This window comes from Citrobacter sp. RHBSTW-00599, from assembly GCF_013784065.1.
GTDB lineage: Bacteria > Pseudomonadota > Gammaproteobacteria > Enterobacterales > Enterobacteriaceae > Citrobacter > Citrobacter braakii.
In genome coordinates this window covers 1,473,316-1,498,735 of record NZ_CP056717.1, presented here as the reverse complement: position 1 = coordinate 1,498,735, position 25,420 = coordinate 1,473,316, and the positions used below count along the sequence as shown (strand labels likewise).

Here is a 25,420-nt window from a genome sequence, read left to right as displayed (position 1 = left end):
CCATCAATGATAAAAAACCCCCGACAGGCGGGGGTTTAGAAAGGAAATGTCACGCCAGAGGAAAATCAGGCGCGAGATTCTTTAACTTCGCGGATGCGGTCCTGATACTCGCGCAGTTTCTGCGGCGTCATCATGCGACGTTGATCGTCGAGCACCACACCACCCACTTCATCGGCAATGTGCTGTGCAGACTGCAGCATCAGCTTAAAGTTTTGCAGCTCGTCCCCGTAGGACGGAACCTGCATAAAAATAGTCACGCCAGGGGTGCTGAAGTCGCCCGTCATTTCTGGGTCAAACGTTCCCGGATTAACCATATTAGCGAGGCTGAACAGCGACGGACCGCTGCCATCCGGGCTCAAATGACGATGGAAAATATTCATATCGCCAAATTTGAAACCGGCCTGCTGAATGCTGTTGAGCAGCACTTCCCCGTTGAGCTCGCTACCATGATGAGCCGCAACGTTCATAATGATGACCGCTTCTTTACGCTGCGGTTTTTCAGCAACAGGCGCTTCTTCTACTACCGGCTCGGGCTGCGGTTGATGTTCAACAACAGGCTCTGCTGGCTGGAAGGTCTGCGGCGCAGGTTGCGGTGCTTGCTGAGCAGGTTGCTGAACCTGCGGGGCAACAGGTTGCTGCACAGGTGGCTGCTGAACAGGCTGATGTTGCACCGGCTGCTGCGGTTGTACAGGCTGCTGCTGCTGAACATGCGGCGGCGGTACCGGCGCTTGTGCAGGCTGCTGCGCAGGCTGACGCGGCTGAGCAGACGCATAAGGCGGCTGGTACTGGTGTTGCGGCGACTGAGGAGGAACACCATGTTCCTGTGCATTACCGGGAGCATGATTCACACGATGAACGCGAACTTCACCCACGCCTTCGTCTTCCTCGACGTTGTCGTCGAACGAATCCTCGTCTTCACGTTTAGACTTCATGCGTTTCAGTGGGCGATCGCGGAATATAGAAGACCGCTCTTTACGGCTAGTCCAAAAACCATGTACCAGTAAAGCGATTATGGCGATCGCGCCAACAATGATTAATATCAGACGCAAATCCTGCATCATTATATTCTCTGTTGTTCTAACACCTTGCCACCACGGCAAACATTTACTCACTAAGAGTATTTGTCGATTACGCCAAGTGCAAGTGTACTCTTGGCTTTCACGGCATAAAGATGAACAAAATTGTGCTTTTTGCTGTTTTTTCGAACATTTCCGAACAGCTTAACGCTCAACAACCCGGTAAGATACGCACAGTTTACCAGAGCTTATATAACAAGGAGTACGTCCTGACCATGGTTTCATCATCTGCAGTTGTACCTCGCAGCGGCCTTTATTACTTTTCTCAGGGATGGAAGCTCATCACCCAACCGGGCATTCGTCGTTTTGTTATTCTGCCTTTGCTGGTGAATATCCTGCTGATGGGCGGCGCATTCTGGTGGTTATTTACACAACTCGGTAACTGGGTTCCCGCGCTGATGAGTCACGTCCCTGACTGGCTTCAGTGGCTCAGCTATTTACTGTGGCCGATTGTGACCATTTCCGTGCTGTTGGTGTTCGGCTACCTGTTCTCCACTATCGCCAACTGGATCGCCGCACCGTTTAACGGTCTGCTGGCTGAACAGCTGGAAGCGCGCTTAACGGGCGCAACACCGCCCGACACCGGCATTCTCGGCATTATGAAAGACGTTCCGCGCATTATGAAACGCGAATGGCAAAAGCTGGCGTGGTATCTCCCGCGCGCCTTCGTATTGCTGATTCTCTATTTTATTCCTGGCATTGGGCAGACCGTCGCCCCGGTCCTGTGGTTCCTGTTCAGCGCGTGGATGCTGGCTATTCAGTACTGCGATTATCCTTTTGATAACCATAAGGTCCCTTTTAAGGAGATGCGCGTCGCGCTGCGCACGCGCAAGGTGACCAATATGCAGTTTGGCGCATTGACCAGCCTGTTCACCATGATTCCGGCGCTCAATCTGTTCATCATGCCGGTAGCGGTTTGTGGTGCCACGGCGATGTGGGTAGACTGCTATCGTGCTAAGCATGCGTTATGGAAGTAATGCAAAAATGTGTAAAAGCGGGCTGGCTTATGCCCGCTCTTATTCCATACTGCTACGCATTATTTCTCATCAGCATATAGATATGCGAATTCCTTACTTCCCCATACTTTCTCAACAGGTATGCTGAAGCGGTATCCCAATTTCATACAGTTAAGGACAGGCCATGAGTAAGATTTTTGAAGATAACTCGCTGACTATCGGTCATACGCCGCTGGTTCGACTGAACCGTATCGGTAACGGACGCATTCTGGCGAAGGTGGAATCACGCAACCCAAGCTTTAGCGTCAAATGCCGTATCGGTGCCAATATGATTTGGGATGCCGAAAAACGTGGTGTACTGAAACCGGGCGTTGAGCTGGTAGAACCGACCAGCGGCAACACGGGGATTGCGCTGGCCTACGTTGCCGCCGCCCGTGGTTACAAACTGACTCTGACCATGCCGGAAACCATGAGTATTGAGCGCCGCAAGCTTTTAAAAGCGCTGGGCGCGAACCTGGTGCTGACTGAAGGCGCAAAAGGTATGAAGGGCGCAATTCAGAAAGCGGAAGAAATCGTAGCCAGCGATCCGGAAAAATTCCTGCTGCTGCAGCAGTTCAGCAACCCGGCGAACCCGGAAATTCACGAAAAAACCACCGGCCCGGAAATCTGGGAAGATACCGATGGCCAGGTTGATGTCTTTATTTCCGGTGTCGGCACCGGCGGTACGCTAACTGGCGTGACCCGTTACATTAAAGGCACTAAAGGCAAAACCGATCTGATTACCGTCGCGGTAGAACCTACTGACTCCCCTGTTATCGCCCAGGCATTGGCGGGTGAAGAACTCAAACCTGGCCCGCATAAAATTCAGGGTATTGGCGCGGGCTTCATTCCTGGCAACCTTGATCTGAAGCTTATCGATAAAGTCGTGGCCATCACCAATGATGAAGCTATTTCTACCGCGCGCCGCCTGATGGAAGAAGAAGGTATTCTGGCAGGGATCTCTTCTGGCGCAGCCGTGGCTGCCGCGCTTAAGCTCCAGGAAGATGAATCCTTTACCAACAAGAATATTGTGGTTATCCTACCGTCATCGGGTGAGCGTTATCTGAGCACTGCACTGTTTGCCGATCTCTTCACAGAGAAAGAACTGCAACAGTAATGCCAGCATGTTAAAAACGCGTAAAAAAGCACCCTTTGGGGTGCTTTTTTGTGGCCTGCTTCAAATTTTCAACTCTCCTGGCATTGATTCAACCCGCCGGAACTGGTATTTAACCAAACTAATTATTTTGATGCGCGAAATTAATCGTTACAGGAAAAGCGCTAGCTGAATCGATTTTATGATTTGGTTCAACTCTTCCTTTCGCGGCATAATGTTTAATGACGAACGAAACGTCAGCGGCAAGAAGTTGCCAGCAACGGATTGCACCGAACTCCTTTTGTGTCGCGTCCAGTTTACGCCGATGCTAACAATACAGGCTAAAGTTGAACCGCCAGGCTAGACTTTAGTTCCACAACACTAAACCTATAAGTTGGGGAAATATAATGTTCCAGCAAGAAGTTACCATTACCGCTCCGAACGGTCTGCATACTCGCCCTGCTGCTCAGTTTGTTAAAGAAGCAAAAGGCTTTACTTCTGAAATTACTGTGACTTCCAACGGCAAAAGCGCTAGCGCCAAAAGCCTGTTTAAACTGCAGACTCTGGGCCTGACTCAGGGTACCGTTGTCACCCTGTCCGCAGAAGGTGAAGACGAGCAGAAAGCAGTTGAGCATCTGGTTAAACTGATGGCTGAACTCGAGTAAGTTCAACGAGTTCTTTTAAATATCAGTCACAAGTAAGGTAGGGTTATGATTTCAGGCATTTTAGCATCCCCGGGTATCGCTTTCGGTAAAGCATTGCTGCTGAAAGAAGACGAGATCGTCATTGACCGGAAAAAAATTTCTGCCGACAAGGTTGATCAGGAAGTTGAACGTTTTCTGAGCGGTCGTGCCAAGGCATCTGCGCAACTGGAAGCGATCAAAACCAAAGCTGGTGAAACGTTCGGTGAAGAAAAAGAAGCCATCTTTGAAGGGCATATCATGCTGCTCGAAGATGAGGAGCTGGAGCAGGAAATCATAGCCCTGATTAAAGATAAGCACATGACGGCTGATGCAGCTGCGCATGAAGTTATCGAAGGTCAGGCCACAGCCCTTGAAGAGCTGGATGATGAATACCTGAAAGAACGTGCGGCTGACGTACGTGACATCGGTAAACGCCTGCTGCGTAACATCCTGGGTCTGGCTATTATCGACCTGAGCGCTATTCAGGAAGAAGTTATCCTGGTAGCCGCAGACCTGACCCCGTCAGAAACCGCACAGCTGAACCTGAACAAGGTGCTGGGTTTCATCACCGACGCGGGCGGACGGACTTCCCATACTTCTATCATGGCGCGTTCTCTGGAACTGCCTGCCATCGTAGGTACGGGTAGCGTCACCTCTCAGGTTAAAAACGACGACTATCTGATTCTGGATGCCGTAAACAACCAGGTTTACGTCAATCCGACCAATGAAGTTATTGAGCAACTGCGCGCCGTTCAGGAGCAGGTTGCTACCGAAAAAGCGGAACTCGCTAAGCTGAAAGATCTCCCGGCTATCACGCTGGACGGACATCAGGTAGAAGTTTGCGCCAACATCGGTACCGTTCGTGACGTTGAAGGCGCTGAGCGTAATGGCGCCGAAGGTGTTGGTCTGTACCGCACCGAATTCCTGTTCATGGACCGTGAATCGCTGCCGACTGAAGAAGAACAGTTTGCTGCGTATAAAGCCGTTGCTGAAGCCTGTGGCTCTCAGGCGGTCATCGTCCGTACCATGGACATCGGCGGCGATAAAGAGCTGCCGTACATGAACTTCCCGAAAGAAGAGAACCCGTTCCTGGGCTGGCGTGCCGTACGTATCGCCATGGATCGTAAAGAGATCCTGCGGGATCAGGTTCGCGCAATCCTGCGCGCCTCTGCTTTCGGCAAACTGCGCATCATGTTCCCAATGATCATCTCTGTTGAAGAAGTGCGCGCACTACGCAAAGAGATCGAAATCTACAAACAGGAACTGCGCGACGAAGGTAAAGCATTTGACGAAAGCATTGAGATTGGCGTGATGGTGGAAACACCAGCAGCGGCAACAATTGCGCGTCATTTAGCCAAAGAAGTTGATTTCTTTAGTATCGGCACCAATGATTTAACGCAGTACACCCTGGCAGTTGACCGTGGTAATGATATGATTTCACACCTTTACCAACCGATGTCGCCATCTGTGCTGACGCTGATCAAGCAAGTTATTGATGCTTCTCATGCGGAAGGCAAATGGACTGGCATGTGTGGTGAGCTTGCAGGCGACGAACGTGCTACACTTCTGTTGCTGGGGATGGGTCTGGACGAATTCTCTATGAGCGCCATTTCTATCCCGCGCATTAAGAAGATTATCCGTAACACGAACTTCGAAGATGCGAAGGTGTTAGCAGAGCAGGCTCTTGCTCAACCGACAACGGACGAGTTAATGACGCTGGTTAACAAGTTCATTGAAGAAAAAACAATCTGCTAATCCACGAGATGCGGCCCAATTTACTGCTTAGGAGAAGATCATGGGTTTGTTCGATAAACTGAAATCTCTGGTTTCTGATGATAAGAAAGACACCGGAACTATTGAGATTGTTGCTCCGCTCTCTGGCGAGATCGTCAACATCGAAGACGTGCCGGATGTAGTTTTTGCTGAAAAAATCGTTGGTGATGGCATCGCTATCAAACCAACCGGTAACAAAATGGTCGCCCCTGTTGATGGCACCATCGGCAAAATCTTTGAAACCAACCACGCTTTCTCTATCGAATCCGACAGCGGCATTGAGCTGTTTGTTCACTTCGGTATTGATACCGTTGAACTGAAAGGCGAAGGCTTTAAGCGCATCGCTGAAGAAGGTCAGCGCGTTAAAGTGGGCGACCCGGTTATTGAATTCGATCTGCCGCTGCTGGAAGAAAAAGCCAAGTCTACCCTGACTCCGGTTGTTATCTCCAACATGGACGAAATCAAAGAGCTGATCAAACTGTCCGGTAGCGTGACAGTGGGTGAAACTCCGGTTATCCGCATCAAGAAGTAATTCTTGCTGCAGAGAAGAATGGCGCCTGATGGCGCCATTTTTTTATCTGGCAGACCTCAAAATCTGCCGGATAACGCTAAATTTGTGAGGTGACCGGTCGGTAACACGCCTCGCGCATCAGGATTTTCATCCCTTCCGGCCCGCTTTCCAGCATCCGTCGCTCCGAATCCGCCACTAACAGTTCACAATTGTAGCCACCCGCGATGCCAAACATGGCCCGCGCCACACAGATATCTTCCAGCGCCGTTGCCCCGCTGGTGTCAAAATGTCCAACCATACGCCCATTCTGGCGAACCACCAGCCGGTAACTCTTCATCGCGCCTCCCCTGCCGGTGGCAGAATTAACTCATCACAACCGCACAGATTGGTCCATTTCATCACTTCCAGTACGCGCTGAGCTGCATCGTGCGTCGCGGTTGTCAGCGCTTTACCCAGCACAATACCGCTCACCAGCTCAGCACAAAACAGATCGCCAGTTCCCTTCAGGTCCGTTTTAACCCGTGGATGAGCGAACACCTCAACCGTTTCAGCCGTCACTACCGCCACGTTAATAATATCTTCGCTATCCCCCGGCGCGCTGGTGATCACCACCCATTTCAGCGTTTCGGTAAGCAGCGATTGCGCCGCCGTGATGGCTTCATCAAGCGTACGACACGGCTTTCCGCTCAGCATTTGCAGTTCAAACACGTTCGGCGTCAGTCCCTGAGCCAGCGGCAGCAGGTGCTGACGGTAGGCCTGCGGAATTTCAGCTTTTACATACATACCGCTGTCCGTATCGCCAATCACCGGGTCAACCAAAATGCACACTGTCGGATGCGTAGCCCGCACCGTTTCCAGCCACTGTGCTAACAGAGCGATTTGCTCTGCACTGCCCATATAGCCTGTCGTCACCGCCTTCAGCTCGCGTAAAGCATCACGCTCATTCAAGGCGCGGAGATACCCGCTAAACCAGTCGGCCGGAATAACGCCGCCGTAAAATGTTTCATAATGCGGGGTATTACTGAACAGCACCGTTGGCACTGCCGTCACGCGTAATCCCTGCGCTTTAATGGCCGGAACGGCGATGCTGTTGCCTACGCTGCCATAAACCACCTGTGACTGGACGGCGACGATATCGGTCTGTAACGCCCGATGCTTGTCGTCGAAGAGCACTGACTGAATATCACTCCCCTGCTCCATAAATTTCTCCTCTCGCTGGACAGCGGGCTTACGCCTCACTATTATCGTCATATGCTAAAATTCATTTTGTCATAGGTCAATAATGATCGACGGAAAAACCGCTAACGAAATTTTTGACAGTATTCGTCAACATGTCGCTACAGGCACGTTGGCAGCAGGAGAAACGTTGCCGCCGGTGCGTGAACTGGCAACAGCATTGAACGTTAACCGTAATACTGTCGCGGCGGCTTATAAACGCCTGGTCACCTCCGGGCTGGCACAAAGCCAGGGACGTAACGGCACGGTAATCAAGGGGATTTCAGCCCCCGTTGCGCTGGAAGGCGGCAATCCGGATACCGCGCTTATCGATCTTTCCGGCGGTAATCCAGCCCCCGCGCGTCTTCCCGATCTCAGCCGTTATTTCGCGCAAATAAATAAGAATCCTCGTTTGTACGGTGATGCCGCTGTATCACCCGGCCTTAAGGCGTGGGCCGCGCAATGGATGCAAGATGCGATGCCAGCCAAGGGAGAAATTGATATCACCAGCGGCGCCATTGATGCCATTGAGCGCCTACTGTGCGCCCATTTACTGCCTGGCGACAGCGTTGTGGTAGAAGATCCATGCTTTTTGAGCAGCATCAACATGCTGCGTTATGCCGGATTCTCCGCCAGTCCGGTCAACGTTGACAGCGAAGGCATGCAGCCAGACATGCTGGAAATCGCGCTACAGAAAGGCGCGCGGGCGGTGATTCTGACGCCGCGCGCCCATAACCCGACAGGATGCAGTCTGAGCGCATCCCGCGCGGCGCAATTGCAGGAAATCCTGGCCCGCTATCCGCAGACGCTGGTGATCGTCGACGACCACTTTGCGCTGCTGTCCGCATGCCGTTGGTATCCGGTGATTGCGAAGGAAACAACGCACTGGGCGATTGTCCGCTCAATGTCGAAAACATTAGGCCCGGATTTACGCCTGGCCATCGTCGCCAGCGATCCACTCACTTCCGCGAAACTGCGTTTACGGCTCAACGCCGGCAGTCAGTGGGTCAGCCATCTGCTGCAGGATCTGGCCTGCGCCTGCCTGAGTGACGAGACTTATCAACACACGCTGGCGCAAACTCAGCAGTTTTACGCCGCCCAGCAGCAAAAGCTGGCAGCGGCTCTGCGGCTTCATGGCATTACGCTGCCCGACAGCGACGGTCTTAATCTGTGGCTGCCGCTAGAAGATAACAGCCAGGCGATCGCTTTTGCGCTGGCAAAGTCCGGCTGGCTGGTACGTGAAGGCGAAGTGTTTGGCGTCAATACGCCCGCGCATGGCCTGCGCATTACGCTGTCAACATTAGCAGACAGCGACATTGATAAGCTGGCGACTGATATACATCAGGCGCTAAAGCGCTAACAGGAGAGGAAAAGTGCGAGTTCATTTTGTTATTCATGAGTCTTTCGAATCTGCTGGCGCGTACCTGCCGTGGGCCGAATCACGCGGCTATACCATCAGTTGGTCGCGCGTTTACGCCGGAGAAACTGTTCCCGCTAATGCCGATGGCTTCGATATGCTGGTGGTATTTGGTGGGCCGCAGTCACCCCGCACCACGCTCGCAGAGTGCCCATACTTTGACTCTCAGGCAGAGCAACATCTGATAAACCAGGCGATTGCGGCACGTAAAATCGTGGTGGGGATCTGTTTGGGGTCGCAGTTAATCGGCGAAGCACTGGGCGCGAAGGTGTGCCAAAGCCCGGAAAAAGAGATTGGTCACTATCCGATCGCCCTGACCGAGGCAGGCCAACAGCATCCGTTGTTCAGCCATTTCGGCTCACCGCTCAACGTGGGTCACTGGCACAATGACATGCCGGGATTAACCGACCAGGCGACAATTCTTGCCACAAGCGAGGGATGTCCGCGACAAATAGTGCAATACGGTAATTTCGTCTATGGTTTTCAGTGCCATATGGAGTTTACCGCCGAAGCGGTCGAAGGATTAATTCAGCACTCTGAGCAAGAACTGGCCGAAGCGAAAGGGAAGCGCTTTATTCGTGCTGTTGAAGAGATGCGCACCTGGGATTACCAGCAGATGAATGAGACGCTGTGGCAATTCCTTGATAAGTTGGTAAACGTAACGATTGAACAGTGCGGGCCGGAGAAGACGCTTTGCGTCGTCATCCGGCGATCCTGCCGTACGGTTGCCTGCTAGCGCTACGCTTATCAGGCCGACAAATTAAATACCTAATCCCTGGCTGAAATGCTCTTCGCCAAAGACCCCGGTGGAAAGGTAGCGATCGCCGCGATCGCAGATGATCGCCACCACCACCGCCCCCGGTGTCGCGCGCGCCACGCGTAACGCGCCCGCAACCGCGCCGCCAGAACTCACCCCGCAAAAAATCCCTTCACGAACGGCCAGTTCACGCATGGTGTTTTCCGCATCGTTCTGATGAATATCCAGCACCTCATCCACCAGCGAGGCGTTGAAAATGCCCGGCATATATTCCGCTGGCCAGCGACGAATGCCCGGAATACTACTGCCTTCTTCCGGCTGCAGGCCAACGATGGTGACGGGTTTGTCCTGTTCACGCAGAAAACGCGATACGCCGGTAATGGTGCCTGTCGTCCCCATGCTGGAGACGAAATGGGTAATACGGCCTGACGTCTGCTGCCAGATTTCGGGTCCGGTAGTCGTGTAGTGCGCATACGGGTTATCAGGATTATTAAACTGATCGAGAAGTTTACCTTCTCCGCGCTGCGCCATCTCAAGGGCTAAATCACGCGCCCCTTCCATCCCCTGCTCTTTGGTCACCAGAACCAGTTCAGCCCCGTAAGCACGCATCGCCGCACGTCGTTCCTGGCTCATGTTGTCTGGCATCAGGAGCTTCATGCGGTAGCCTTTCAGCGCGGCAATCATCGCCAGCGCAATACCCGTATTACCGCTGGTAGCCTCAATCAGCACGTCGCCTGGCTGAATTTCCCCGCGCTTTTCCGCTTCAACGATCATCGACAACGCCGCGCGGTCTTTCACTGAACCTGCGGGATTATTGCCTTCCAGCTTGACCCAAATTTCACTGCCGTTATCCGCCGTCAGACGTTGTAATTTCACCAGAGGCGTATTGCCAATTGTTTGTTCTAATGTGTTCACGTTTTCAGCTCAATAAAATGCCGGGTGGCGCTGCGCTTACCCGGCTTACAGGTCATGCACCACCCGTTAAGCCCGGTAAGCGCAGCGCCACCGGATGATAACTATACGAATTAACCTATCAGGCACTTTGCGCCAGGGCAAGTTCCTCTTCACGCGTTTCAATACGCTGGTCGCCATTATACAAACGCGCATTTTGCAGCCCAACAAACAGACGTTCGCCGCGGTTCGGAGAATCATCGCCCTGCATAACCACCGTCAGCGGTTCGTTATACCACCCCAAGGGTTGCACAACTAATTGGGTGTAGTGTCCTTTCGGGCTGGCTTCCAGCACCTGTACTGGCAACGGTGAATCCAGACTGGTACGGCGGCTGACGTCCACTTCCCACGGACGCAGGAACAGATCCACCGGGCCCTGATAGCCAGGCGTATAGCCCAGCGGCCAGCGATGTGCGCCCACGTGGAATTGTCCACCGCGAATCGTCCCTTGCAGGCGGTTAACTTCACCCATAAATTCCAGGACAAAACGGGTAGCCGGTTCGCGCCATACCTGATCGGGCGCATCGGCCTGCTCGATATGACCCTGGCTCATTACCACCACGCGGTCTGCGACTTCCGTCGCTTCTTCCTGATCGTGGGTAACAAACACGCTGGTGAACTTCAGCTCTTCATGCAACTGACGTAGCCAGCGACGCAGTTCTTTACGCACCTGAGCATCGAGCGCGCCAAACGGCTCGTCGAGCAACAAGATCTGCGGCTCTACCGCCAGCGCACGCGCCAACGCCACGCGCTGCTTTTGCCCACCGGAGAGCTGTGCCGGGAAACGGTCCGCCAGATGAGCCAGTTGAACCATCTCCAGCAGTTTGGTCACTTTTGCTTTGATCGTCGCCGCATTCGGGCGCTCACGCCGTGGCAGAACAGTCAGACCAAAAGCGATATTGTCGAAAACGGTCATATGACGAAACAGCGCATAGTGCTGAAACACGAACCCCACCTTACGGTCGCGGGCGTGCAAACGGCTGACGTCAGTGCCGTGGAAACGGATATGCCCGCTGGACTGATGCTCCAGCCCGGCGATGATGCGCAGCAGCGTGGTTTTGCCCGATCCAGAAGGCCCCAACAGGGCGACCATCTGACCTGAAGGAATATCCAGCGAGATATCGTTCAGCACCTGGGTGCGACCAAAAGACTTCTTAATATTGGCAATCTCAATGCTCATGATTTTCCTCCTGCTGCGCGCGTTTCTCCTGGTTTTCCAGGCGCCATTGCAACATGCTCTTCAAAAACAAGGTAATAATCGCCATCAGCGTTAATAGCGCCGCGGCGGTAAAGGAGCCGACTGTGTTGTAGTCCTGCTCCAGTAATTCAATCTGTAGCGGCAAAGACAAGGTTTCACCGCGAATCGAGCCAGAAACCACCGATACCGCGCCGAACTCGCCAATCGCACGGGCGTTGGTCAGCACCACACCGTACAGCAATGCCCAACGGATATTCGGCAGCGTAACGCGACGGAACATTTGCCAGCCGGATGCGCCAAGCAGAACCGCCGCCTCATCTTCATGGCTGCCCTGGCTTAACATCACCGGCACCAGTTCGCGCACCACAAACGGACAGGTCACGAACACCGTCACCAGCACCATTCCCGGCCAGGCAAACATAATTTGCAGGTTGTGTTCATCCAGCCATCCGCCAAGCGGGCCGTTAGAGCCGTAAAACAGCAGATAGACCAGGCCAGCGACCACCGGTGAAACGGCAAATGGAATATCCAGTAATGTGAGCAACAACTGGCGTCCAGGGAAGTTAAAGCGGGTCACCAGCCAGGCCAGTAACACGCCAAACACCAGGTTCACCGGCACCGCAATCAGCGCAATCAGCACCGTCAGCCAGATGGCGTGCAGCATGTCCGGATCAGCCAGGTTCTGTAATACCGGCATCAACCCCTTGCTGAACGCCTGCACGAAGATGTAAACCATCGGCACCAGCAAAATAAAGGCGGATACCAGCATGCCCGTGCCGATCAGAAACCATTTCCCCCAGTTGATGCGGGGTGCGCCATAACGTTTCAATTGGGTAATGTCTGCCATCAGTGACCTACCACGCGTCGACCAAAGCGACTTTGCAGGGTGTTAATTGAAAACAGCAGCAGCAACGAAGCCCCGAGGATCACAGATGCAATCGCGCTGGCGGCCGGGTAGTCAAACTCCTGCAAACGAACAAAAATCATCAGCGAGGTCACTTCCGTTTTCCATGCGATGTTTCCGGCGATAAAGATAACCGCGCCAAACTCACCGAGGCTGCGGGTAAACGAGAGCGCAACGCCCGCGACTAGCGCGGGAGACAGCTCCGGCAGTACCACTTTACGAAAGCTCTGCCAGCGCGTAGCGCCGAGCGTTTCCGCCGCTTCTTCATACTCCGGACCTAACTCTTCCAGCACCGGCTGCACGGTACGCACCACGAATGGAATGCTGGTAAAAGCCATCGCCACCGCAATGCCAAGCCAGGTGTAGGTCACTTTAATATCCAGCTTCGCCAGCCACTCGCCGTAGAAACCGTTGACCGAAAACAGCGATGCCAGCGTCAGACCTGCTACCGCCGTAGGCAGCGCAAACGGCAGATCCATCAGCGCATCCAGCAGCGTACGGCCCGGAAAGCGATAGCGGGTTAAGATCCACGCCATCAGCAAACCAAACACGCCGTTAAAAATCGACGCCACAAACGCCGACAGCAGCGTCACTTTATAAGCCGCCACCACCTGCGGGTTGGTAATCACATCCCAGTATTGCGCCCAGCTCATTTGCGCCAATTGCATCACCAGCGCGCTAAGCGGCAGCAGCAAAATCAGGCAGACAAACAGTAAGCTGGTGCCCAAACTTAAGGTAAAGCCGGGCAGCACGCGTCGGGAAGAAACAGCAAACATTTACTTACGCCCCGCCGCCAACAGTTTGTCCAACTCACCGCCGCTGACAAAGTGCGTTTTCATTACCTCAGGCCACGAGCCAAACCTGTCTTCCACGCGGAAAAGTTCGGTCTGCGGGAATTTATCCTGCAGTTTGTCCATCACCTGCGGGTTATTCACGCGGTAGTAGAAATCGGTAATGATGGTTTGCGCCTGCGGGCTGTACAGCCAGTTCAGGTACGCTTTTGCCGCTTTTTCAGTACCGTTAGCCTGCACATTTTTATCTACCCAGGCCACCGGGAACTCCGCCAGAATGTTGACCTTCGGCACCACCACTTCGAAGCCCTGGTCTTCATACTGTTTACGGATGTTGTTTACTTCTGATTCAAAGGTGATCAGCACATCGCCCAGGCCGCGTTCCACGAATGTGGTGGTTGCCCCGCGACCGCCGGTATCAAACACTTCCACGTTTTTCAGAAACTGGGTCATGAACTGTTCAGTTTTGGCTTTATCCCCACCATCCGCTTTATCTGCCGCACCCCACGCAGCCAGATAGGTATAACGCGCGTTACCGGAGGTTTTCGGATTCGGGAAAATCAGTTTCACGTCCGGGCGAACCAGGTCGTTCCATTCGTGGATATTCTTCGGATTACCCTTACGCACCAAAAACGCCATGGTGGAATAGAATGGCGAACTGTTATTCGGCAGACGGCTTTGCCAGTCGGCCGGGATCAGCTTGCCTTTGTCATGCAGGATCTGCACATCGGTCACCTGGTTATAGGTCACCACATCGGCTTTCAGCCCCTGCAGAATCGCCAGCGCCTGTTTTGATGACCCGGCATGAGATTGTTTAATCGTCAGTTTGTCACCGCCGTTATCCTTCGCCCATTGCTGTTCAAACGGCGGGTTAAGGGCGGCAAACAGCTCGCGAGAGACATCGTATGAACTGTTCAGCAGCTCCGTTGCCTGCGCCTGACCCACCAGCAGCAGCATTGCTGCCAGCGTCAGGGTTCTTTTTTTCAGTAAGTTAACGGCCATTGCGCACCCTTATAAATTTAATGACTTTCTTATGGTCATCATATTTATAACCAGTGCTAAAGGAGTAACGGTTTTATATACCGTTTGATGATTTGAAAGTTGAAAAGAGAATAAGGGTACCTCCTCCCCAGCGCACGGGGAGGAGACCGGCATCAATCAGACGCCGACGCTAACGCTTTCAGGCAGGGTGCTGCCGCCATCAATCACGTTTTGCGTGCCAGTCAAGTAACTGGACTCATCCGACGCCAGGAATGCCGCCAGTTCACCAACCTCAAGTGGGCAGGCCAAGCGGCGCATCGGGATCGCTTTTGCCATTTCGACTAATACGGATTCAGGATCCTCCGGATTAGACTGACGAGCGATATTTTCCGCCATCGGCGTACGAACGTAGCCCGGGCAAATAGCATTAACGCGAATGCCGGACTGCGCGTATTCCACCGCCAGAGATTTGGTCAAACCAATGATTGCGGCTTTCGACAGCGCGTAGGCCGTTTCGCCCGGATCGGCAACCATATCGCCGGTCACAGATGACATCATCACAATGCGCCCGTCTTTGCGCGCAATCATCTCCGGCAGAACGGCTTTCGTCACGTTCCAGACACCTTTAATGTTGATATCAATGTGGAAATCGCGATCTTCATCGCTCATATCAAGGAAGTTGCCGAGGCGACATACGCCCGCATTGTTGACCAGAATATCGATTTTGCCTTCAATCTTCTTCGCGCGTTTTACCGCTTCCGTGACCGACGCAAAATCTCTGACGTCAGCGTGTACGGCGGTGCAACGGTGCCCGCGCCCAGCCAACTCATCCGCCAGTTTTTCAATCTCATCGGAGATATCCAGCAGGATTAGGTTCGCGCCATGGCGGGCAAATGTTCTGGCGATCCCTTCGCCAATACCCTGAGATGCGCCCGTAATCAATGCTGTTTTGCCCGTGAGTTTTCCCATTTCAATATTCTCCTTTTGAATATGAAGCATTCGCTTCATTCACGCAGAAGATACAGCAATAACAAATAAGTGCTGAGGAATAGCTCACTAAATCAGGTTAATCTCAGGTAAAAAAAATCCCCGGCGTTGCGGGGACCCAACAGTAAACATACTCTGACCTGGTTAACAGAAGACTTACAGCCGTTTTTCCAGCAAATGTGCTCTCATCAACTCCGATGCCATCTGCGCATCCCCTTTTTTAATATGAAGCAGTATTTCCCTCTGTTTTGCCGCCGTATCAAGAAAATACTGACGATCGTTCGCAGGTAACGACTCCCTTGTTTTCTCAAAATAAGTAATGAGGACATCAGAGAAAACCTGCAGCACCCGGTTGCCACTCGCCTGTAGCAAGAGCAAATGAAAATCTCTATCGTGACGATCGGCCACCTGGGGGTTATCCGCATTCTCTTCAATAAGCCTTAGCTCATTTTCAAGTTTGGAGAGCATCGCCGGAAAAATTCTACGCGTTGCCAGAGGGATAATCGCGCACTCAATCAGGATCCTTGCCTCTGTAAATTCCGTGATATCAAACCCAGACAAATCAAACTGCATTAACAACTGGTGATTTATGTTGTGCTGTTCCAAATTCTTCAAGACGCTGCCACGACGAGGAGATCGTTCCAACATTCCCATCTGTACCAGTGTGCTGAGCGCCTGACGAACTTTATATCTTGATGTATTAAAACGAACGGCAAGCTCAGTTTCAGTTTCAATGCGACCATCAGCATTGCGGTTAGCATCATCAAGCAGATAATTTTTAATACTTTCAAACAGTTCGTTTTTGTTATCCATAAACACTCTCGGATTAAAGTGCTGCAAAACTGATGAGTATAAATAATCTAATAAGTTAGATTGCTTAATATACTGTTATGGTAAGATTATAGCCCCTATTATTCAAATTATACCAAGCCATTTGTTAATAAAAAGGAATTAATTATGGTGTTATTCGTAACTCAGTTTGCGATAGTACTTATATGTATCGGTATAGGTGGGCGTTTTGGTGGGATTGGCCTGGGGGCTGCTGGCGGGTTAGGACTCGCTATCCTGACTTTTGGTTTTGGACTCCCTCCCGACTCACCTCCTTTCACTGTTATTTCTATTATCCTTGCGGTTATCACTTGCATCACAATCCTCCAGGCGGCTGGCGGGCTTGATTTATTCGTTACGATGGCAGAACGGATCCTCAGAAAGTGGCCGGGCGCGATCACTTTCCTCGGCCCCGCAGTCGCTTACCTTTTTACTGCTATCTGCGGAACAGGATATGTTGCCTTTTCGGTTTATCCAGTCATTGCTGAAATTGCAGCAGATGCCAGGGTACGGCCAGAGAGAGCCATGTCGATGTCAGTAATCGCTGCCAATTTTGGGCTTATTGCCAGCCCGGTCAGTGCGGTCGTAACAGGGACAATTGCTGTCCTTGCTGGATTACATGTCTCTGCTTTAGATATCTTGTTAGTCACCGTTCCCGGAACGTTCCTTGGCTGCGTTGTCGGCTGCCTGTTCGTCTTTAAAAGAGGTCATGAGCTTAAAAATGATCCGGAATTCCAACGCAGGGTTGCTGAAGGTGAGTTTGAATCAGTAAAAGCTGAAGAGCGAACAGCCAATATAGTGACAAAAGAGGCGAAGAGAGGATTGCTGATTTTCCTTACCGGTATCATTCTGGTCGTTCTTATGGGTTCAATTCCTGAATTACGTCCTGAGTGGAATAACGGTACCGGAATGGAACGTATGAGTATCCCTACCACGCTGCAAATAGTTATGCTGACAACAGCATGTATTATTATGATGGTATGTCGAATTTCTCCGTCAAAACTCGATTCAGGTTCTGTCTTTAAAGCAGGTCTTGTGGGTGTTGTCGCCATATTTGGTCTGTCATGGATGATGAACTCCTTTTTTGAGGCATGGCACGAATTATTTAACACGGCTTTCCACGGTTTCCAGAATCCAGTCTTGTTCGGCATTATTGTTTTTGGTCTTTCAGCCGTAATTTATAGCCCCGCAGCGACTGCTGTAGCGCTACTCCCCGCTGGCGTGTTAATGGGATATCCGGCAGAAACCCTGGTCGCCCTGCTCCCGCTGACTTGTGGATCATTCATTATTCCAGGGGGGGCACAGATTGGCTGTGTGGCGTTTGATCGTACCGGGACAACTCGAATTGGCAAGTATGTGGTTAATCACAGCTACATGCTACCTGGTCTTGTCACCGTTGTAGCATCAACCCTTTTTTGCTTCCTTTTTTCCAAAATGCTGATGTAGTGAGAGAGCAATTTAATTGTGGTAAACCTTTTCTTTATGGCATCCCCCCTGAATGAATTCAGAGAGGATGCCTGGTACTCACTTCTGAATAGCACCACTGCAATTTTCCATAGAATGTACTTTACAGAACAACCTGAGCAATGAGATAAGCAAAAATTACCTGAGAGATAACCATCACAAAGCCCGGACGAATGTAGCTATGGTTGACAACAAAGCGTCCAATCTTTGTGGTACCTGTTCGATCAAATGCAACACAGCCGATTTGATTTGCTCCAGGTATAATAAAGTCACCACAGGTACAAGCAAAAATAGCGATAAGAAACGGGGCGGGAATACCTAAGGTAACACCGAGTGGCATGATGGCAGCTACCGTCGCCGCCGGGCTCATAATGACCAGCGAGAACAAGAATACAACCACACCAAATAGCATTGGTGCATCATTGACAATGCCACCAAAAACCTTAATCAGTTCTGGCTGATAGGCATCAAAAAACGTCGCCGTCATCCATGAAACACCGAGTATTGCTACCACTCCCATCAAACCTGCACGGAAGACTGAGCCGCTATTCAAGGTACTACTTGGTACTTTACTGACAATCATAATAAACAAAGCGGCTGTCAACATGACCATCTGAATAACCATTGGGGTTGACAGTCTTTTTCCATCCCAGGAAGGGAGTAACTCAGTAAAAGAACCTAAAATAAGTACCAGTACCACACCAATCGCAAAGATAACGACACCTTTTTTAGCGCCAGCTGAAGCAACAAATTCTTTTTTCTGCTCAGTATGCATGAACTCATATTCGCCAGCAGCAACTCTCCTCTGGAATTCCGGATCATCCTCCAGCTCTTTTCCACGTTTATAAACTGAAAAGCTGGTAACAATAGCTGCCATAAAGAATGATGGGAGAGCAATCGTCAGTATTTGCCCAAGGCTAATCCCGGCATATTCATGCAGAATAGCCAGCATCCCCGCGGTTGCCGCACTCATCGGACTGGCAGCAACTGCGACACTGGCCGCAATAACCGTTGCGGACAACGCTCGCTCCGGACGGACCTTTGCTTCAGCAGCTACTTCAGCGACAACCGGATACAAAGAGAAAGCAACGTAAGTAGTCCCACAGAATAACGTAAATATGGAAGTTAATATGGGGGCAACAAAAGTAATTGCCTGTGGTTTTTTACGGAGTAATTTTTCAGCCACGCGCACCAGGTAATCAAGCCCACCAGCGGCCTGTAATACGCTGACAGCGCCAATCACACAAATAATAATTAGCATTGCAGTAATAGATGGTGCGGAGGGTTTTAGTCCAAAACCCAGAACTAATATTGCAACACCAAGTCCTCCACCAGCACCCAGCCCCATTCCTCCATAACGTCCGCCTATACCAATACAGGCGAGTACAATAAATAATTGTATAAAAAATAAAGCATCCATTTTTCACCTCAAAGCGTCTCCCGGATATTGCATCCGGGAGATATTAATTACTATGCTCGGGATTAGTTTAAATATGATTTAGCAATTTCGATCTGTTTTTTAACAGCATCAGTCCCTGTGCCACCATAAGACATTCTTGATTTAATACATGCTTCGAGAGATATACTCTCATATATATCATTTTCGATTTTATCATCAAATGTGTGGAATTCATTCAGAGTAAGCTCTTCCAACATTTTTCTATGTTTTATACAGTAATTAACAGCGCTGCCAACAATATGGTGAGCTTCTCTAAAAGGAATGCCTTTACGAACCAGGTAGTCAGCCATATCGGTTGCGTTTGAAAATCCTCTTGCCGCTGCGCTGCGAGTATTATCTGAAAGAATAACCATTTTTTCGAGCATCGGCGCCATAATTTTCAGACTGGTCTGTAAGGTATCCATAGAGTCATAGACCTGCTCTTTATCCTCACTCATATCAGTATTATAGGCCAGAGGGATACCTTTCATAATGGTCAACATCGCCATTAGATTTCCGTACATACGCCCCCCTTTGCCGCGCATTTTTTCAGCCACGTCGGGGTTTTTCTTCTGTGGCATGATGCTGGAACCGGTACAGAAATCATCTGAAAGCTCAATAAACTTAAAATCCTGACTTGAGAATAAAACCAGTTCTTCTGACAAACGGGTAAGATGCATAAAGCACATAGCAGCGGCGGCAGTGAATTCAACCATATGGTCACGATCGCTGACAGAATCAATACTGTTTTCAGTCGGTTTGTCAAAGCCAAGCTCTTTAGCCGTGAAATCACGATCAATGGGGAAAGTAGTACCGGCAAGGGCTGCTGAACCTAAAGGGCATTCCCCCATGCGTTGATAAAGGTCTGCAAAACGAGTCCAGTCACGGCGTAACATCCAATAATATGCCATTATCCAGTGCGACAGCAGAATAGGCTGACCGGTCTGTAAATGAGTATAGCCAGGCATGATCGCATTAATGTTATTTTCAGCCTTGCTGATAATAACTTTTTGTAGATGAACGATATCCTGCTGAATTTCACGAATAGTCGATCTCATGTGCATTTTCGAATCGACAGTCGTCTGGTCATTACGACTGCGGCCGGTATGTAGCTTCCCGCCTACAGGACCAATTATTTCTGTCATACGTCTTTCTATCGCCATATGAATATCTTCATCAACGGTATCAAAAACGAATTGCCCTTCCTCAATCTCTTTATTGACCTGCCTTAACCCGCCAATAATCGCATTCGCTTCATCCTGCGTGATAATCCCCTGACGGCCCAGCATAGTGGCGTGAGCAATACTCCCCTGAATATCAAAAGGGCAGAGACGTTGTTCCAGCATAATGGTCGCATTATAAGATTCGACCAGTTTATTTGTAGGCATATCAAAACGCCCACCCCATAATTTTGTAGACATAAAACCTCCAATGACCCTTTGTTGCAAAATAGTTAAATATGAATTCCGTTATTTTTCGGTCATTTTCAGATTACAAGACAGTCATTTTAATTGTCAACAAATGAAGGCATTAAATCAATTTATAGCGAAATTAATTACACTTATTATTTATTTTGTTTTCATAAATTGCATTAAAAAACCTGATCTTCCTCACATTTAAATTGTGATTTAATTCAGATATATTCAGAATTTTTAAAGTAATAAATTGGTATTAATAGTTTATTAATTCTAAATAATTCCATTTAATACCGTTGTCATAACCGAGAAACTGGCAGGTAAATAATAATGAACGTGGGAGGTGATTTTTCAGGATAAGCGTCAACGCGAGTGCATTATCAGCATAGCGGACGTTGGGTGATTCGGGGGAGAGCTATATTGTGCCAGATGGCGGCATCAGCGCCATCTGGCATAAAAAAATTACAGGGCCAGCAAACGATCCAGCGATGGCGCGAAATAATAGCCGCCGGTCACCGGTTTAGTGAAGCGCAGCATCGCATCGCGCTTGCCGTCAGTGTCGCCAAACATGCTCAGCAGTTGCTGCTCGATGTTGTGCAAACGGGCGCAATAGGCACAGAAATAGAGGCCGTGTGTACCGCTGGCGGTACCGTATGGCAGGCTCTGGCGCACAATTTTCAGTCCTTTACCGTCTTCTTTGAGATCGACGCGGCTCAGGTGAGAAGTAACCGGACGGTCATCACCGTCGATCTCTTCGTTGGCTTCCTTGGTACGCCCAATCATCATTTCCTGGTCATGAATGCTCATGCGGTTAAGCTGCTTCAGGTTATGTTCCCAACGCTGCACAAACACATAGCTGCCACCAGCATCCACGCCATCTTTAATAACCGCGACTTCACGGCGCGTTTCAACGCCTGCCGGGTTTTCCGTTCCGTCAACAAAGCCGCTGAGATCGCGCTCTTCAACCCAACGGAAACCGTGGATCTCTTCTTTGACTTCAATACTGTCGCCAAAGGCTTCCATTGCCGCCTGTGCAACGGAGAAATTCACGTCATGACGCAAAGAGAGAATATGAATCAGCACATCATACTGGGTGGCTGGCGCAAGACCTTTACCGTAAGGGATAAAGTCTTTTAACTCTTCTGCGCCAACGCCGCCGCTCAGTGTACGCCAGGTGTTGTTGCCAAAAGCAACAACCGCGCCCAGATGCGCATCCGGGAACTTCGCTTCAAAGGTCGCCAGCTTATCGGCGAAGGTTTTGCTGGCCCCACGCAGGGCCTCAACGTCGCCTTTAACATTGGCTTCAATCCAAATCGCCGCACGGCAATGTTCTGGCAAAATGCCACTCTGAACCTGAGACATTGTTCCTCCTGAAAAAAAAGATGCCACGACATCGTGGCATTGATGGGCGCTATTCTACCTGTTTTTTTAACAAGCCGATTTGTTCAGACGCAAATTAACGCCGCCAGATAATTTTGCTTACTTTCCATGCTTTCAACGTATCGTCAGACGGCATTAAGCCCTCAGGCCCGCTCCACTCACCGGAAAAGATGTAGCTAATATGTTGACTTCCCTCAGCTTTGCATTCAACGCCCGCGCTGTCATCGCCAGTCGCCTTCTGACAATTACCAAAGGCTTTAGTGTAAAGGTCGCTAAACGGTGTACCGATTTCGACACCCGCAGAAGAGGGAATATCGCTGTCGACTACATCAATACGGCTAATCGTTCCCTGATTGCCATTGATAACCATCGCCAGCTTGTCATCTTTCATCGCTTCATAAAAGCGCACCACATTACCGTTATCGGTCTTCATCCCGCTACGCAGGCGGTAATCACCGTCCAGCGCATCAGCAATGGTTTTTTCATCCAGCGGGGTTGCGCCAGTTAACGCTCCGACGCCCTGCTCAGTGACCTGCGTTGAAGAACCAAACCAGTTCCACGGATTGGCGGCAGACCAGTTCACCGATGACAACGTTGAACACCCGGTCAATAGCAGCGGCATCGCGCATAAAGTCAAACGCAGTGATTTCATTTCACTTCCTTCCTTATTTATCAACGTTGCTTGGAGTCCGGTTTCGCCAAAAAGTGCCGTTATTCTTTCTCGAGGGAAAAACAGGCGCGCAGACGTTGATTAGTTAACAGCCAGATCAGCGCAACGACATCCGCCACCAGCAGCGCCAGCCCGACACCGTTGACCGGATCGCCTGCCAGCCACATCACCGGCTGCCAGCACAGTAGCACCAGTTGAGCGAGGATCAGTAATCCTCGCAGCCAGCGCCATACCACCGGAAACGCAAAGCGTCGCCCGCTGAGTAAAAATGCCAATACCGCGGGAACGCCTGGAAGCAAACCCAGCCAGAAAGCGTCGTGATCGGGATAAAACAGATTCAGCAGCGTGTTGCCCTGCTCGCGGGAAGAACCGGCAATCACAAACAGAACCCAAGTGCGCGCCTGCAGCAGCAGCACGCACCAGAAGAGAAAAGGCAGGCGCAGACGCCCATGAGCGTCATAGTCGGCCGGATGAAACTCAGTACTCTTCATCTTCGATCAAACGCTTGCCCAGATTGAGTACATCCGCATGTTCATAACCCAGACGTTCATACATACCCTGTACGACGTCATTATCGTCACGCACCATGATTTGAATCTTCGGACAACCGCGGGCAATGAGCTTTTTCTCCAGCCGGTTGAGCAGCGCATTGGCAATGCCGCGACCGCGAAACTCAGGATGCACGCCCAGGTAATAGGCCGAGCCGCGATGCCCGTCATATCCGCCCATCACCGTACCGACCACCTCGCCATTCACTTCAGCGACCAGGAACAAGCTGACGTCATGATTGACTTTACGCTCAATGTCCATTTCAGGGTCGTTCCATGGACGCAGCAAATCACAGCGCTCCCAGAGGGTGATCACCTCTTCGAAATCTTCCTGGCGAAAAACGCGTATTTCCATGGTATTGGTTACCTTTTCAGGACGTTAAAAAGCGATTATGGCGCGAACGGCTGATTTAGCCAATATCTGACGCGAAGCGGCGGAAAAAATGGCATAATACGGAATTGTCACGTATTGAAATGAAAAGTAAAACAATTCTTATCCCGATCCGTCGCAACGGACAACGCGATACGATATAACGTTTAGAACCTTTTTTTACAACTCAGGCCGTATGAGCACTTTTAAACCACTAAAAACACTCACATCGCGCCGCCAGGTGTTGAAAGCCGGGCTGGCCGCCCTAACGCTGTCAGGCATGTCGCAAGCCATCGCTAAAGAAGAAGCGCTTAAGACCAGCAATGGGCACAGCAAACCGAAAGCGAAAAAAGCCGGCACTAAGCGCGTTGTTGTCCTTGATCCGGGTCACGGAGGGATTGATACCGGCGCAATTGGTCGCAATGGGTCGAAGGAAAAGCACGTGGTACTGGCGATTGCCAAAAACGTGCGCTCGATTCTACGCAACCAGGGGATTGATGCGCGCCTGACGCGCTCCGGCGATACATTTATTCCGCTTTACGATCGCGTCGAGATCGCACATAAGCATGGCGCCGACCTGTTCATGTCGATCCACGCCGACGGTTTTACCAATCCGAGCGCTGCAGGTGCGTCGGTCTTTGCGTTATCCAATCGCGGTGCCAGTAGCGCCATGGCGAAGTATCTGTCCGATCGTGAAAACCGGGCCGATGAAGTGGCCGGGAAGAAGACCACCGATAAAGACCATTTGCTGCAGCAGGTGCTGTTCGATCTGGTGCAAACGGATACCATTAAAAACAGCCTGACGTTAGGCTCGCATATTCTCAAGAAGATCAAGCCGGTACACCGTCTTCACAGTCGCAGCACGGAACAAGCCGCCTTCGTGGTGCTAAAATCACCATCAATTCCATCGGTACTGGTCGAAACCTCGTTCATTACCAACCCGGAAGAAGAACGGCTGCTGGGCACGGCGGCATTTCGCCAGAAAATCGCCACCGCTATAGCCAATGGCATCATCAGCTATTTCCACTGGTTTGATAACCAGAAAGCACACTCGAAGAAACGTTAACCATGAAGCCCGATGCACAGCGCGTAAAACAGTTCCTGCTCAGCCTGCAAGATGATATTTGCCAGCAGTTATCCGCCGTAGACGGCGTCGAGTTTGTTGAGGATAACTGGCAACGTGAAGCAGGCGGTGGCGGGCGCAGCCGGGTGCTGCGTAACGGCGGTATTTTCGAGCAAGCGGGCGTCAACTTCTCCCACGTTCACGGCGAGGCAATGCCGGCCTCGGCAACCGCACATCGCCCGGAGCTTGCGGGACGCAGCTTTGAGGCCATGGGCGTCTCGCTGGTGGTACATCCGCAGAATCCCTACATTCCGACCAGTCATGCCAACGTGCGATTTTTTATTGCGGAAAAACCGGGCACTGACCCGGTCTGGTGGTTTGGCGGCGGCTTTGACTTAACGCCCTACTACGGCTTTGATGAGGATGCGATTCACTGGCACCGCACGGCGCAAGATCTGTGCCAGCCGTTCGGCGAAGACGTTTATCCCCGTTACAAAAAGTGGTGCGATGACTACTTCTTCCTCAAGCATCGCAACGAAAAGCGCGGCATTGGCGGGCTGTTTTTCGATGATTTGAATACGCCGGATTTCGACCACAGCTTCGCCTTTATGCAGGCGGTAGGTCAAGGCTATACCGAAGCGTATCTGCCCATCGTTGAGCGCCGCAAAGCAATGAGCTGGGGCGAACGTGAACGCAATTTTCAGCTTTACCGTCGCGGACGCTATGTGGAATTTAACCTGGTGTGGGATCGCGGCACGTTATTCGGTCTGCAGACCGGCGGCCGTACGGAATCGATTCTGATGTCGATGCCGCCGCTGGTGCGCTGGGAGTATGACTGGCAGCCGGAAGCGAACAGCCCGGAAGCCGCCCTTAGCGCGTTTATTCAGGTTCGCGACTGGGTGTAACCCCAGA

The 25,420-nt window shown here is 51.1% G+C and carries 25 protein-coding genes and 1 pseudogene; 10 read left to right on the top strand and 16 right to left on the bottom strand.

Translation table 11 applies throughout. The annotated features are described in order from the left end of the window. Nucleotides 1-65: 65 nt before the first annotated feature. A complete protein-coding gene (zipA, locus tag HV243_RS07040) occupies nt 66-1,061 on the bottom strand; it encodes a cell division protein ZipA (RefSeq protein ID WP_047358215.1) in 996 nt (331 codons plus the stop codon). 230 nt (nt 1,062-1,291) lie between these two features. On the opposite strand from zipA, the gene cysZ reads away from it, so the two are divergent. The 5 genes from cysZ to crr all read left to right on the top strand — a co-directional run bounded on the left by cysZ (nt 1,292) and on the right by crr (nt 6,152). Continuing rightward, entirely contained in the window at nt 1,292-2,053 is a 762-nt protein-coding gene (gene cysZ / locus HV243_RS07035) for a sulfate transporter CysZ (RefSeq protein WP_181603943.1), read from the top strand. Nucleotides 2,054-2,216: 163 nt separating this feature from the next. Further along, on the top strand, nt 2,217-3,188 hold the full coding sequence (gene cysK, locus HV243_RS07030) for a cysteine synthase A (protein WP_005121957.1): 972 nt from the start codon (nt 2,217-2,219) through the stop codon (nt 3,186-3,188). 383 nt (nt 3,189-3,571) lie between these two features. Next, complete coding sequence (ptsH, locus tag HV243_RS07025; protein WP_002913505.1) at nt 3,572-3,829, top strand: phosphocarrier protein Hpr; 258 nt, start codon at nt 3,572-3,574, stop codon at nt 3,827-3,829. 45 nt (nt 3,830-3,874) lie between these two features. After that, nucleotides 3,875-5,602 carry a phosphoenolpyruvate-protein phosphotransferase PtsI gene (ptsI, locus tag HV243_RS07020; RefSeq protein WP_016153925.1) on the top strand — a complete coding sequence of 576 codons (1,728 nt, stop codon included), beginning with the start codon at nt 3,875-3,877 and terminating at the stop codon, nt 5,600-5,602. Between the two features lie 40 nt (nt 5,603-5,642). Next, complete coding sequence (gene crr / locus HV243_RS07015; RefSeq protein ID WP_000522253.1) at nt 5,643-6,152, top strand: PTS glucose transporter subunit IIA; 510 nt, start codon at nt 5,643-5,645, stop codon at nt 6,150-6,152. Nucleotides 6,153-6,228: 76 nt separating this feature from the next. Here the strand turns inward: crr and HV243_RS07010 are convergent, their stop codons facing one another. Both HV243_RS07010 and pdxK read right to left on the bottom strand, forming a co-directional pair. Then, on the bottom strand, nt 6,229-6,468 hold the full coding sequence (locus tag HV243_RS07010) for a hypothetical protein (RefSeq protein WP_016153926.1): 240 nt from the start codon (nt 6,466-6,468) through the stop codon (nt 6,229-6,231). Then, nucleotides 6,465-7,331: a pyridoxine/pyridoxal/pyridoxamine kinase gene (gene pdxK / locus HV243_RS07005; protein ID WP_053388612.1), complete on the bottom strand. Its 867-nt coding sequence runs from the start codon at nt 7,329-7,331 to the stop codon at nt 6,465-6,467. Before pdxK ends, HV243_RS07010 begins: the two co-directional genes overlap by 4 nt. Before the next feature lie 82 nt (nt 7,332-7,413). On the opposite strand from pdxK, the gene ptsJ reads away from it, so the two are divergent. Continuing rightward, nucleotides 7,414-8,706, top strand: a complete 1,293-nt coding sequence (gene ptsJ / locus HV243_RS07000) for a transcriptional regulator PtsJ (RefSeq protein WP_019077349.1) — start codon at nt 7,414-7,416, stop codon at nt 8,704-8,706. A 13-nt stretch (nt 8,707-8,719) separates the two neighbouring features. After that, nucleotides 8,720-9,415 (top strand): annotated as a pseudogene (locus tag HV243_RS06995) (type 1 glutamine amidotransferase); the annotation flags it as partial. 108 nt (nt 9,416-9,523) lie between these two features. Here HV243_RS06995 and cysM read toward each other — a convergent pair. From cysM to HV243_RS06960, 7 genes are all read right to left on the bottom strand, one after another. Beyond that, entirely contained in the window at nt 9,524-10,435 is a 912-nt protein-coding gene (gene cysM / locus HV243_RS06990) for a cysteine synthase CysM (RefSeq protein ID WP_016153930.1), read from the bottom strand. Nucleotides 10,436-10,553: 118 nt separating this feature from the next. Continuing rightward, the gene (cysA, locus tag HV243_RS06985) at nt 10,554-11,651 is read right to left on the bottom strand and encodes a sulfate/thiosulfate ABC transporter ATP-binding protein CysA (RefSeq protein WP_053388613.1); all 1,098 of its coding nucleotides are present in this window, start codon (nt 11,649-11,651) and stop codon (nt 10,554-10,556) included. Then, a complete protein-coding gene (gene cysW / locus HV243_RS06980; protein ID WP_053388614.1) occupies nt 11,641-12,516 on the bottom strand; it encodes a sulfate/thiosulfate ABC transporter permease CysW in 876 nt (291 codons plus the stop codon). Before cysW ends, cysA begins: the two co-directional genes overlap by 11 nt. After that, nucleotides 12,516-13,349, bottom strand: coding sequence for a sulfate/thiosulfate ABC transporter permease CysT (gene cysT / locus HV243_RS06975; RefSeq protein WP_003038061.1), 834 nt, complete (start codon nt 13,347-13,349; stop codon nt 12,516-12,518). The genes cysW and cysT overlap by 1 nt, the downstream gene beginning before the upstream one ends. Beyond that, on the bottom strand, nt 13,350-14,366 hold the full coding sequence (locus HV243_RS06970; RefSeq protein WP_016153933.1) for a sulfate ABC transporter substrate-binding protein: 1,017 nt from the start codon (nt 14,364-14,366) through the stop codon (nt 13,350-13,352). It abuts the gene before it with no gap. A 156-nt stretch (nt 14,367-14,522) separates the two neighbouring features. After that, nucleotides 14,523-15,314, bottom strand: coding sequence for an SDR family oxidoreductase UcpA (gene ucpA / locus HV243_RS06965; RefSeq protein ID WP_016153934.1), 792 nt, complete (start codon nt 15,312-15,314; stop codon nt 14,523-14,525). Between the two features lie 174 nt (nt 15,315-15,488). Further along, on the bottom strand, nt 15,489-16,145 hold the full coding sequence (locus tag HV243_RS06960; protein ID WP_016153935.1) for an FCD domain-containing protein: 657 nt from the start codon (nt 16,143-16,145) through the stop codon (nt 15,489-15,491). Nucleotides 16,146-16,289: 144 nt separating this feature from the next. Here HV243_RS06960 and HV243_RS06955 point away from each other — a divergent pair, with 144 nt between their 5' ends. Then, nucleotides 16,290-17,606 (top strand): anaerobic C4-dicarboxylate transporter family protein, encoded by a 1,317-nt coding sequence (locus tag HV243_RS06955; protein WP_016153936.1) that lies wholly within the window; start codon nt 16,290-16,292, stop codon nt 17,604-17,606. A 121-nt stretch (nt 17,607-17,727) separates the two neighbouring features. Here the strand turns inward: HV243_RS06955 and HV243_RS06950 are convergent, their stop codons facing one another. From HV243_RS06950 to HV243_RS06925, 6 genes are all read right to left on the bottom strand, one after another. Next, complete coding sequence (locus tag HV243_RS06950) at nt 17,728-19,044, bottom strand: anaerobic C4-dicarboxylate transporter family protein (protein ID WP_016153937.1); 1,317 nt, start codon at nt 19,042-19,044, stop codon at nt 17,728-17,730. A 62-nt stretch (nt 19,045-19,106) separates the two neighbouring features. Further along, nucleotides 19,107-20,483 (bottom strand): argininosuccinate lyase, encoded by a 1,377-nt coding sequence (gene argH / locus HV243_RS06945; RefSeq protein WP_049041042.1) that lies wholly within the window; start codon nt 20,481-20,483, stop codon nt 19,107-19,109. 456 nt (nt 20,484-20,939) lie between these two features. Next, nucleotides 20,940-21,839: a porphyrinogen peroxidase gene (yfeX, locus tag HV243_RS06940; RefSeq protein ID WP_049041039.1), complete on the bottom strand. Its 900-nt coding sequence runs from the start codon at nt 21,837-21,839 to the stop codon at nt 20,940-20,942. Between the two features lie 94 nt (nt 21,840-21,933). Then, a complete protein-coding gene (locus HV243_RS06935; protein ID WP_053388615.1) occupies nt 21,934-22,509 on the bottom strand; it encodes an RpoE-regulated lipoprotein in 576 nt (191 codons plus the stop codon). A gap of 59 nt (nt 22,510-22,568) precedes the next feature. Further along, nucleotides 22,569-23,018, bottom strand: coding sequence for a DUF2919 domain-containing protein (locus tag HV243_RS06930; RefSeq protein WP_016157098.1), 450 nt, complete (start codon nt 23,016-23,018; stop codon nt 22,569-22,571). Next, the gene (locus tag HV243_RS06925) at nt 23,005-23,430 is read right to left on the bottom strand and encodes a GNAT family acetyltransferase (RefSeq protein WP_003038048.1); all 426 of its coding nucleotides are present in this window, start codon (nt 23,428-23,430) and stop codon (nt 23,005-23,007) included. Before HV243_RS06925 ends, HV243_RS06930 begins: the two co-directional genes overlap by 14 nt. A 211-nt stretch (nt 23,431-23,641) precedes the next feature. Between HV243_RS06925 and amiA the strand changes: the two genes are divergently transcribed. Next, nucleotides 23,642-24,511, top strand: coding sequence for an N-acetylmuramoyl-L-alanine amidase AmiA (amiA, locus tag HV243_RS06920; protein ID WP_053388616.1), 870 nt, complete (start codon nt 23,642-23,644; stop codon nt 24,509-24,511). 2 nt (nt 24,512-24,513) lie between these two features. Continuing rightward, nucleotides 24,514-25,413, top strand: coding sequence for an oxygen-dependent coproporphyrinogen oxidase (gene hemF, locus HV243_RS06915; RefSeq protein WP_181603942.1), 900 nt, complete (start codon nt 24,514-24,516; stop codon nt 25,411-25,413). Nucleotides 25,414-25,420 lie beyond the last annotated feature (7 nt).

What these genes read in the sequence shown, in the direction of transcription:
- ptsJ (WP_019077349.1), top strand. Translation starts at nt 7,414, where the DNA reads ATGATCGACGGAAAAACCGCTAACGAAATTTTTGACAGTATTCGTCAA.
- HV243_RS07010 (WP_016153926.1), bottom strand. Translation starts at nt 6,468, where the DNA reads ATGAAGAGTTACCGGCTGGTGGTTCGCCAGAATGGGCGTATGGTTGGA.
- HV243_RS06950 (WP_016153937.1), bottom strand. Translation starts at nt 19,044, where the DNA reads ATGGATGCTTTATTTTTTATACAATTATTTATTGTACTCGCCTGTATT.
- argH (WP_049041042.1), bottom strand. Translation starts at nt 20,483, where the DNA reads ATGTCTACAAAATTATGGGGTGGGCGTTTTGATATGCCTACAAATAAA.
- ptsH (WP_002913505.1), top strand. Translation starts at nt 3,572, where the DNA reads ATGTTCCAGCAAGAAGTTACCATTACCGCTCCGAACGGTCTGCATACT.
- cysW (WP_053388614.1), bottom strand. Translation starts at nt 12,516, where the DNA reads ATGGCAGACATTACCCAATTGAAACGTTATGGCGCACCCCGCATCAAC.
- HV243_RS06935 (WP_053388615.1), bottom strand. Translation starts at nt 22,509, where the DNA reads ATGAAATCACTGCGTTTGACTTTATGCGCGATGCCGCTGCTATTGACC.
- cysA (WP_053388613.1), bottom strand. Translation starts at nt 11,651, where the DNA reads ATGAGCATTGAGATTGCCAATATTAAGAAGTCTTTTGGTCGCACCCAG.
- HV243_RS06970 (WP_016153933.1), bottom strand. Translation starts at nt 14,366, where the DNA reads ATGGCCGTTAACTTACTGAAAAAAAGAACCCTGACGCTGGCAGCAATG.
- cysK (WP_005121957.1), top strand. Translation starts at nt 2,217, where the DNA reads ATGAGTAAGATTTTTGAAGATAACTCGCTGACTATCGGTCATACGCCG.
- ptsI (WP_016153925.1), top strand. Translation starts at nt 3,875, where the DNA reads ATGATTTCAGGCATTTTAGCATCCCCGGGTATCGCTTTCGGTAAAGCA.
- HV243_RS06925 (WP_003038048.1), bottom strand. Translation starts at nt 23,430, where the DNA reads ATGGAAATACGCGTTTTTCGCCAGGAAGATTTCGAAGAGGTGATCACC.
- HV243_RS06955 (WP_016153936.1), top strand. Translation starts at nt 16,290, where the DNA reads ATGGTGTTATTCGTAACTCAGTTTGCGATAGTACTTATATGTATCGGT.
- HV243_RS06960 (WP_016153935.1), bottom strand. Translation starts at nt 16,145, where the DNA reads ATGGATAACAAAAACGAACTGTTTGAAAGTATTAAAAATTATCTGCTT.
- ucpA (WP_016153934.1), bottom strand. Translation starts at nt 15,314, where the DNA reads ATGGGAAAACTCACGGGCAAAACAGCATTGATTACGGGCGCATCTCAG.
- cysT (WP_003038061.1), bottom strand. Translation starts at nt 13,349, where the DNA reads ATGTTTGCTGTTTCTTCCCGACGCGTGCTGCCCGGCTTTACCTTAAGT.
- zipA (WP_047358215.1), bottom strand. Translation starts at nt 1,061, where the DNA reads ATGATGCAGGATTTGCGTCTGATATTAATCATTGTTGGCGCGATCGCC.
- cysZ (WP_181603943.1), top strand. Translation starts at nt 1,292, where the DNA reads ATGGTTTCATCATCTGCAGTTGTACCTCGCAGCGGCCTTTATTACTTT.
- crr (WP_000522253.1), top strand. Translation starts at nt 5,643, where the DNA reads ATGGGTTTGTTCGATAAACTGAAATCTCTGGTTTCTGATGATAAGAAA.
- amiA (WP_053388616.1), top strand. Translation starts at nt 23,642, where the DNA reads ATGAGCACTTTTAAACCACTAAAAACACTCACATCGCGCCGCCAGGTG.
- hemF (WP_181603942.1), top strand. Translation starts at nt 24,514, where the DNA reads ATGAAGCCCGATGCACAGCGCGTAAAACAGTTCCTGCTCAGCCTGCAA.
- HV243_RS06930 (WP_016157098.1), bottom strand. Translation starts at nt 23,018, where the DNA reads ATGAAGAGTACTGAGTTTCATCCGGCCGACTATGACGCTCATGGGCGT.
- yfeX (WP_049041039.1), bottom strand. Translation starts at nt 21,839, where the DNA reads ATGTCTCAGGTTCAGAGTGGCATTTTGCCAGAACATTGCCGTGCGGCG.
- pdxK (WP_053388612.1), bottom strand. Translation starts at nt 7,331, where the DNA reads ATGGAGCAGGGGAGTGATATTCAGTCAGTGCTCTTCGACGACAAGCAT.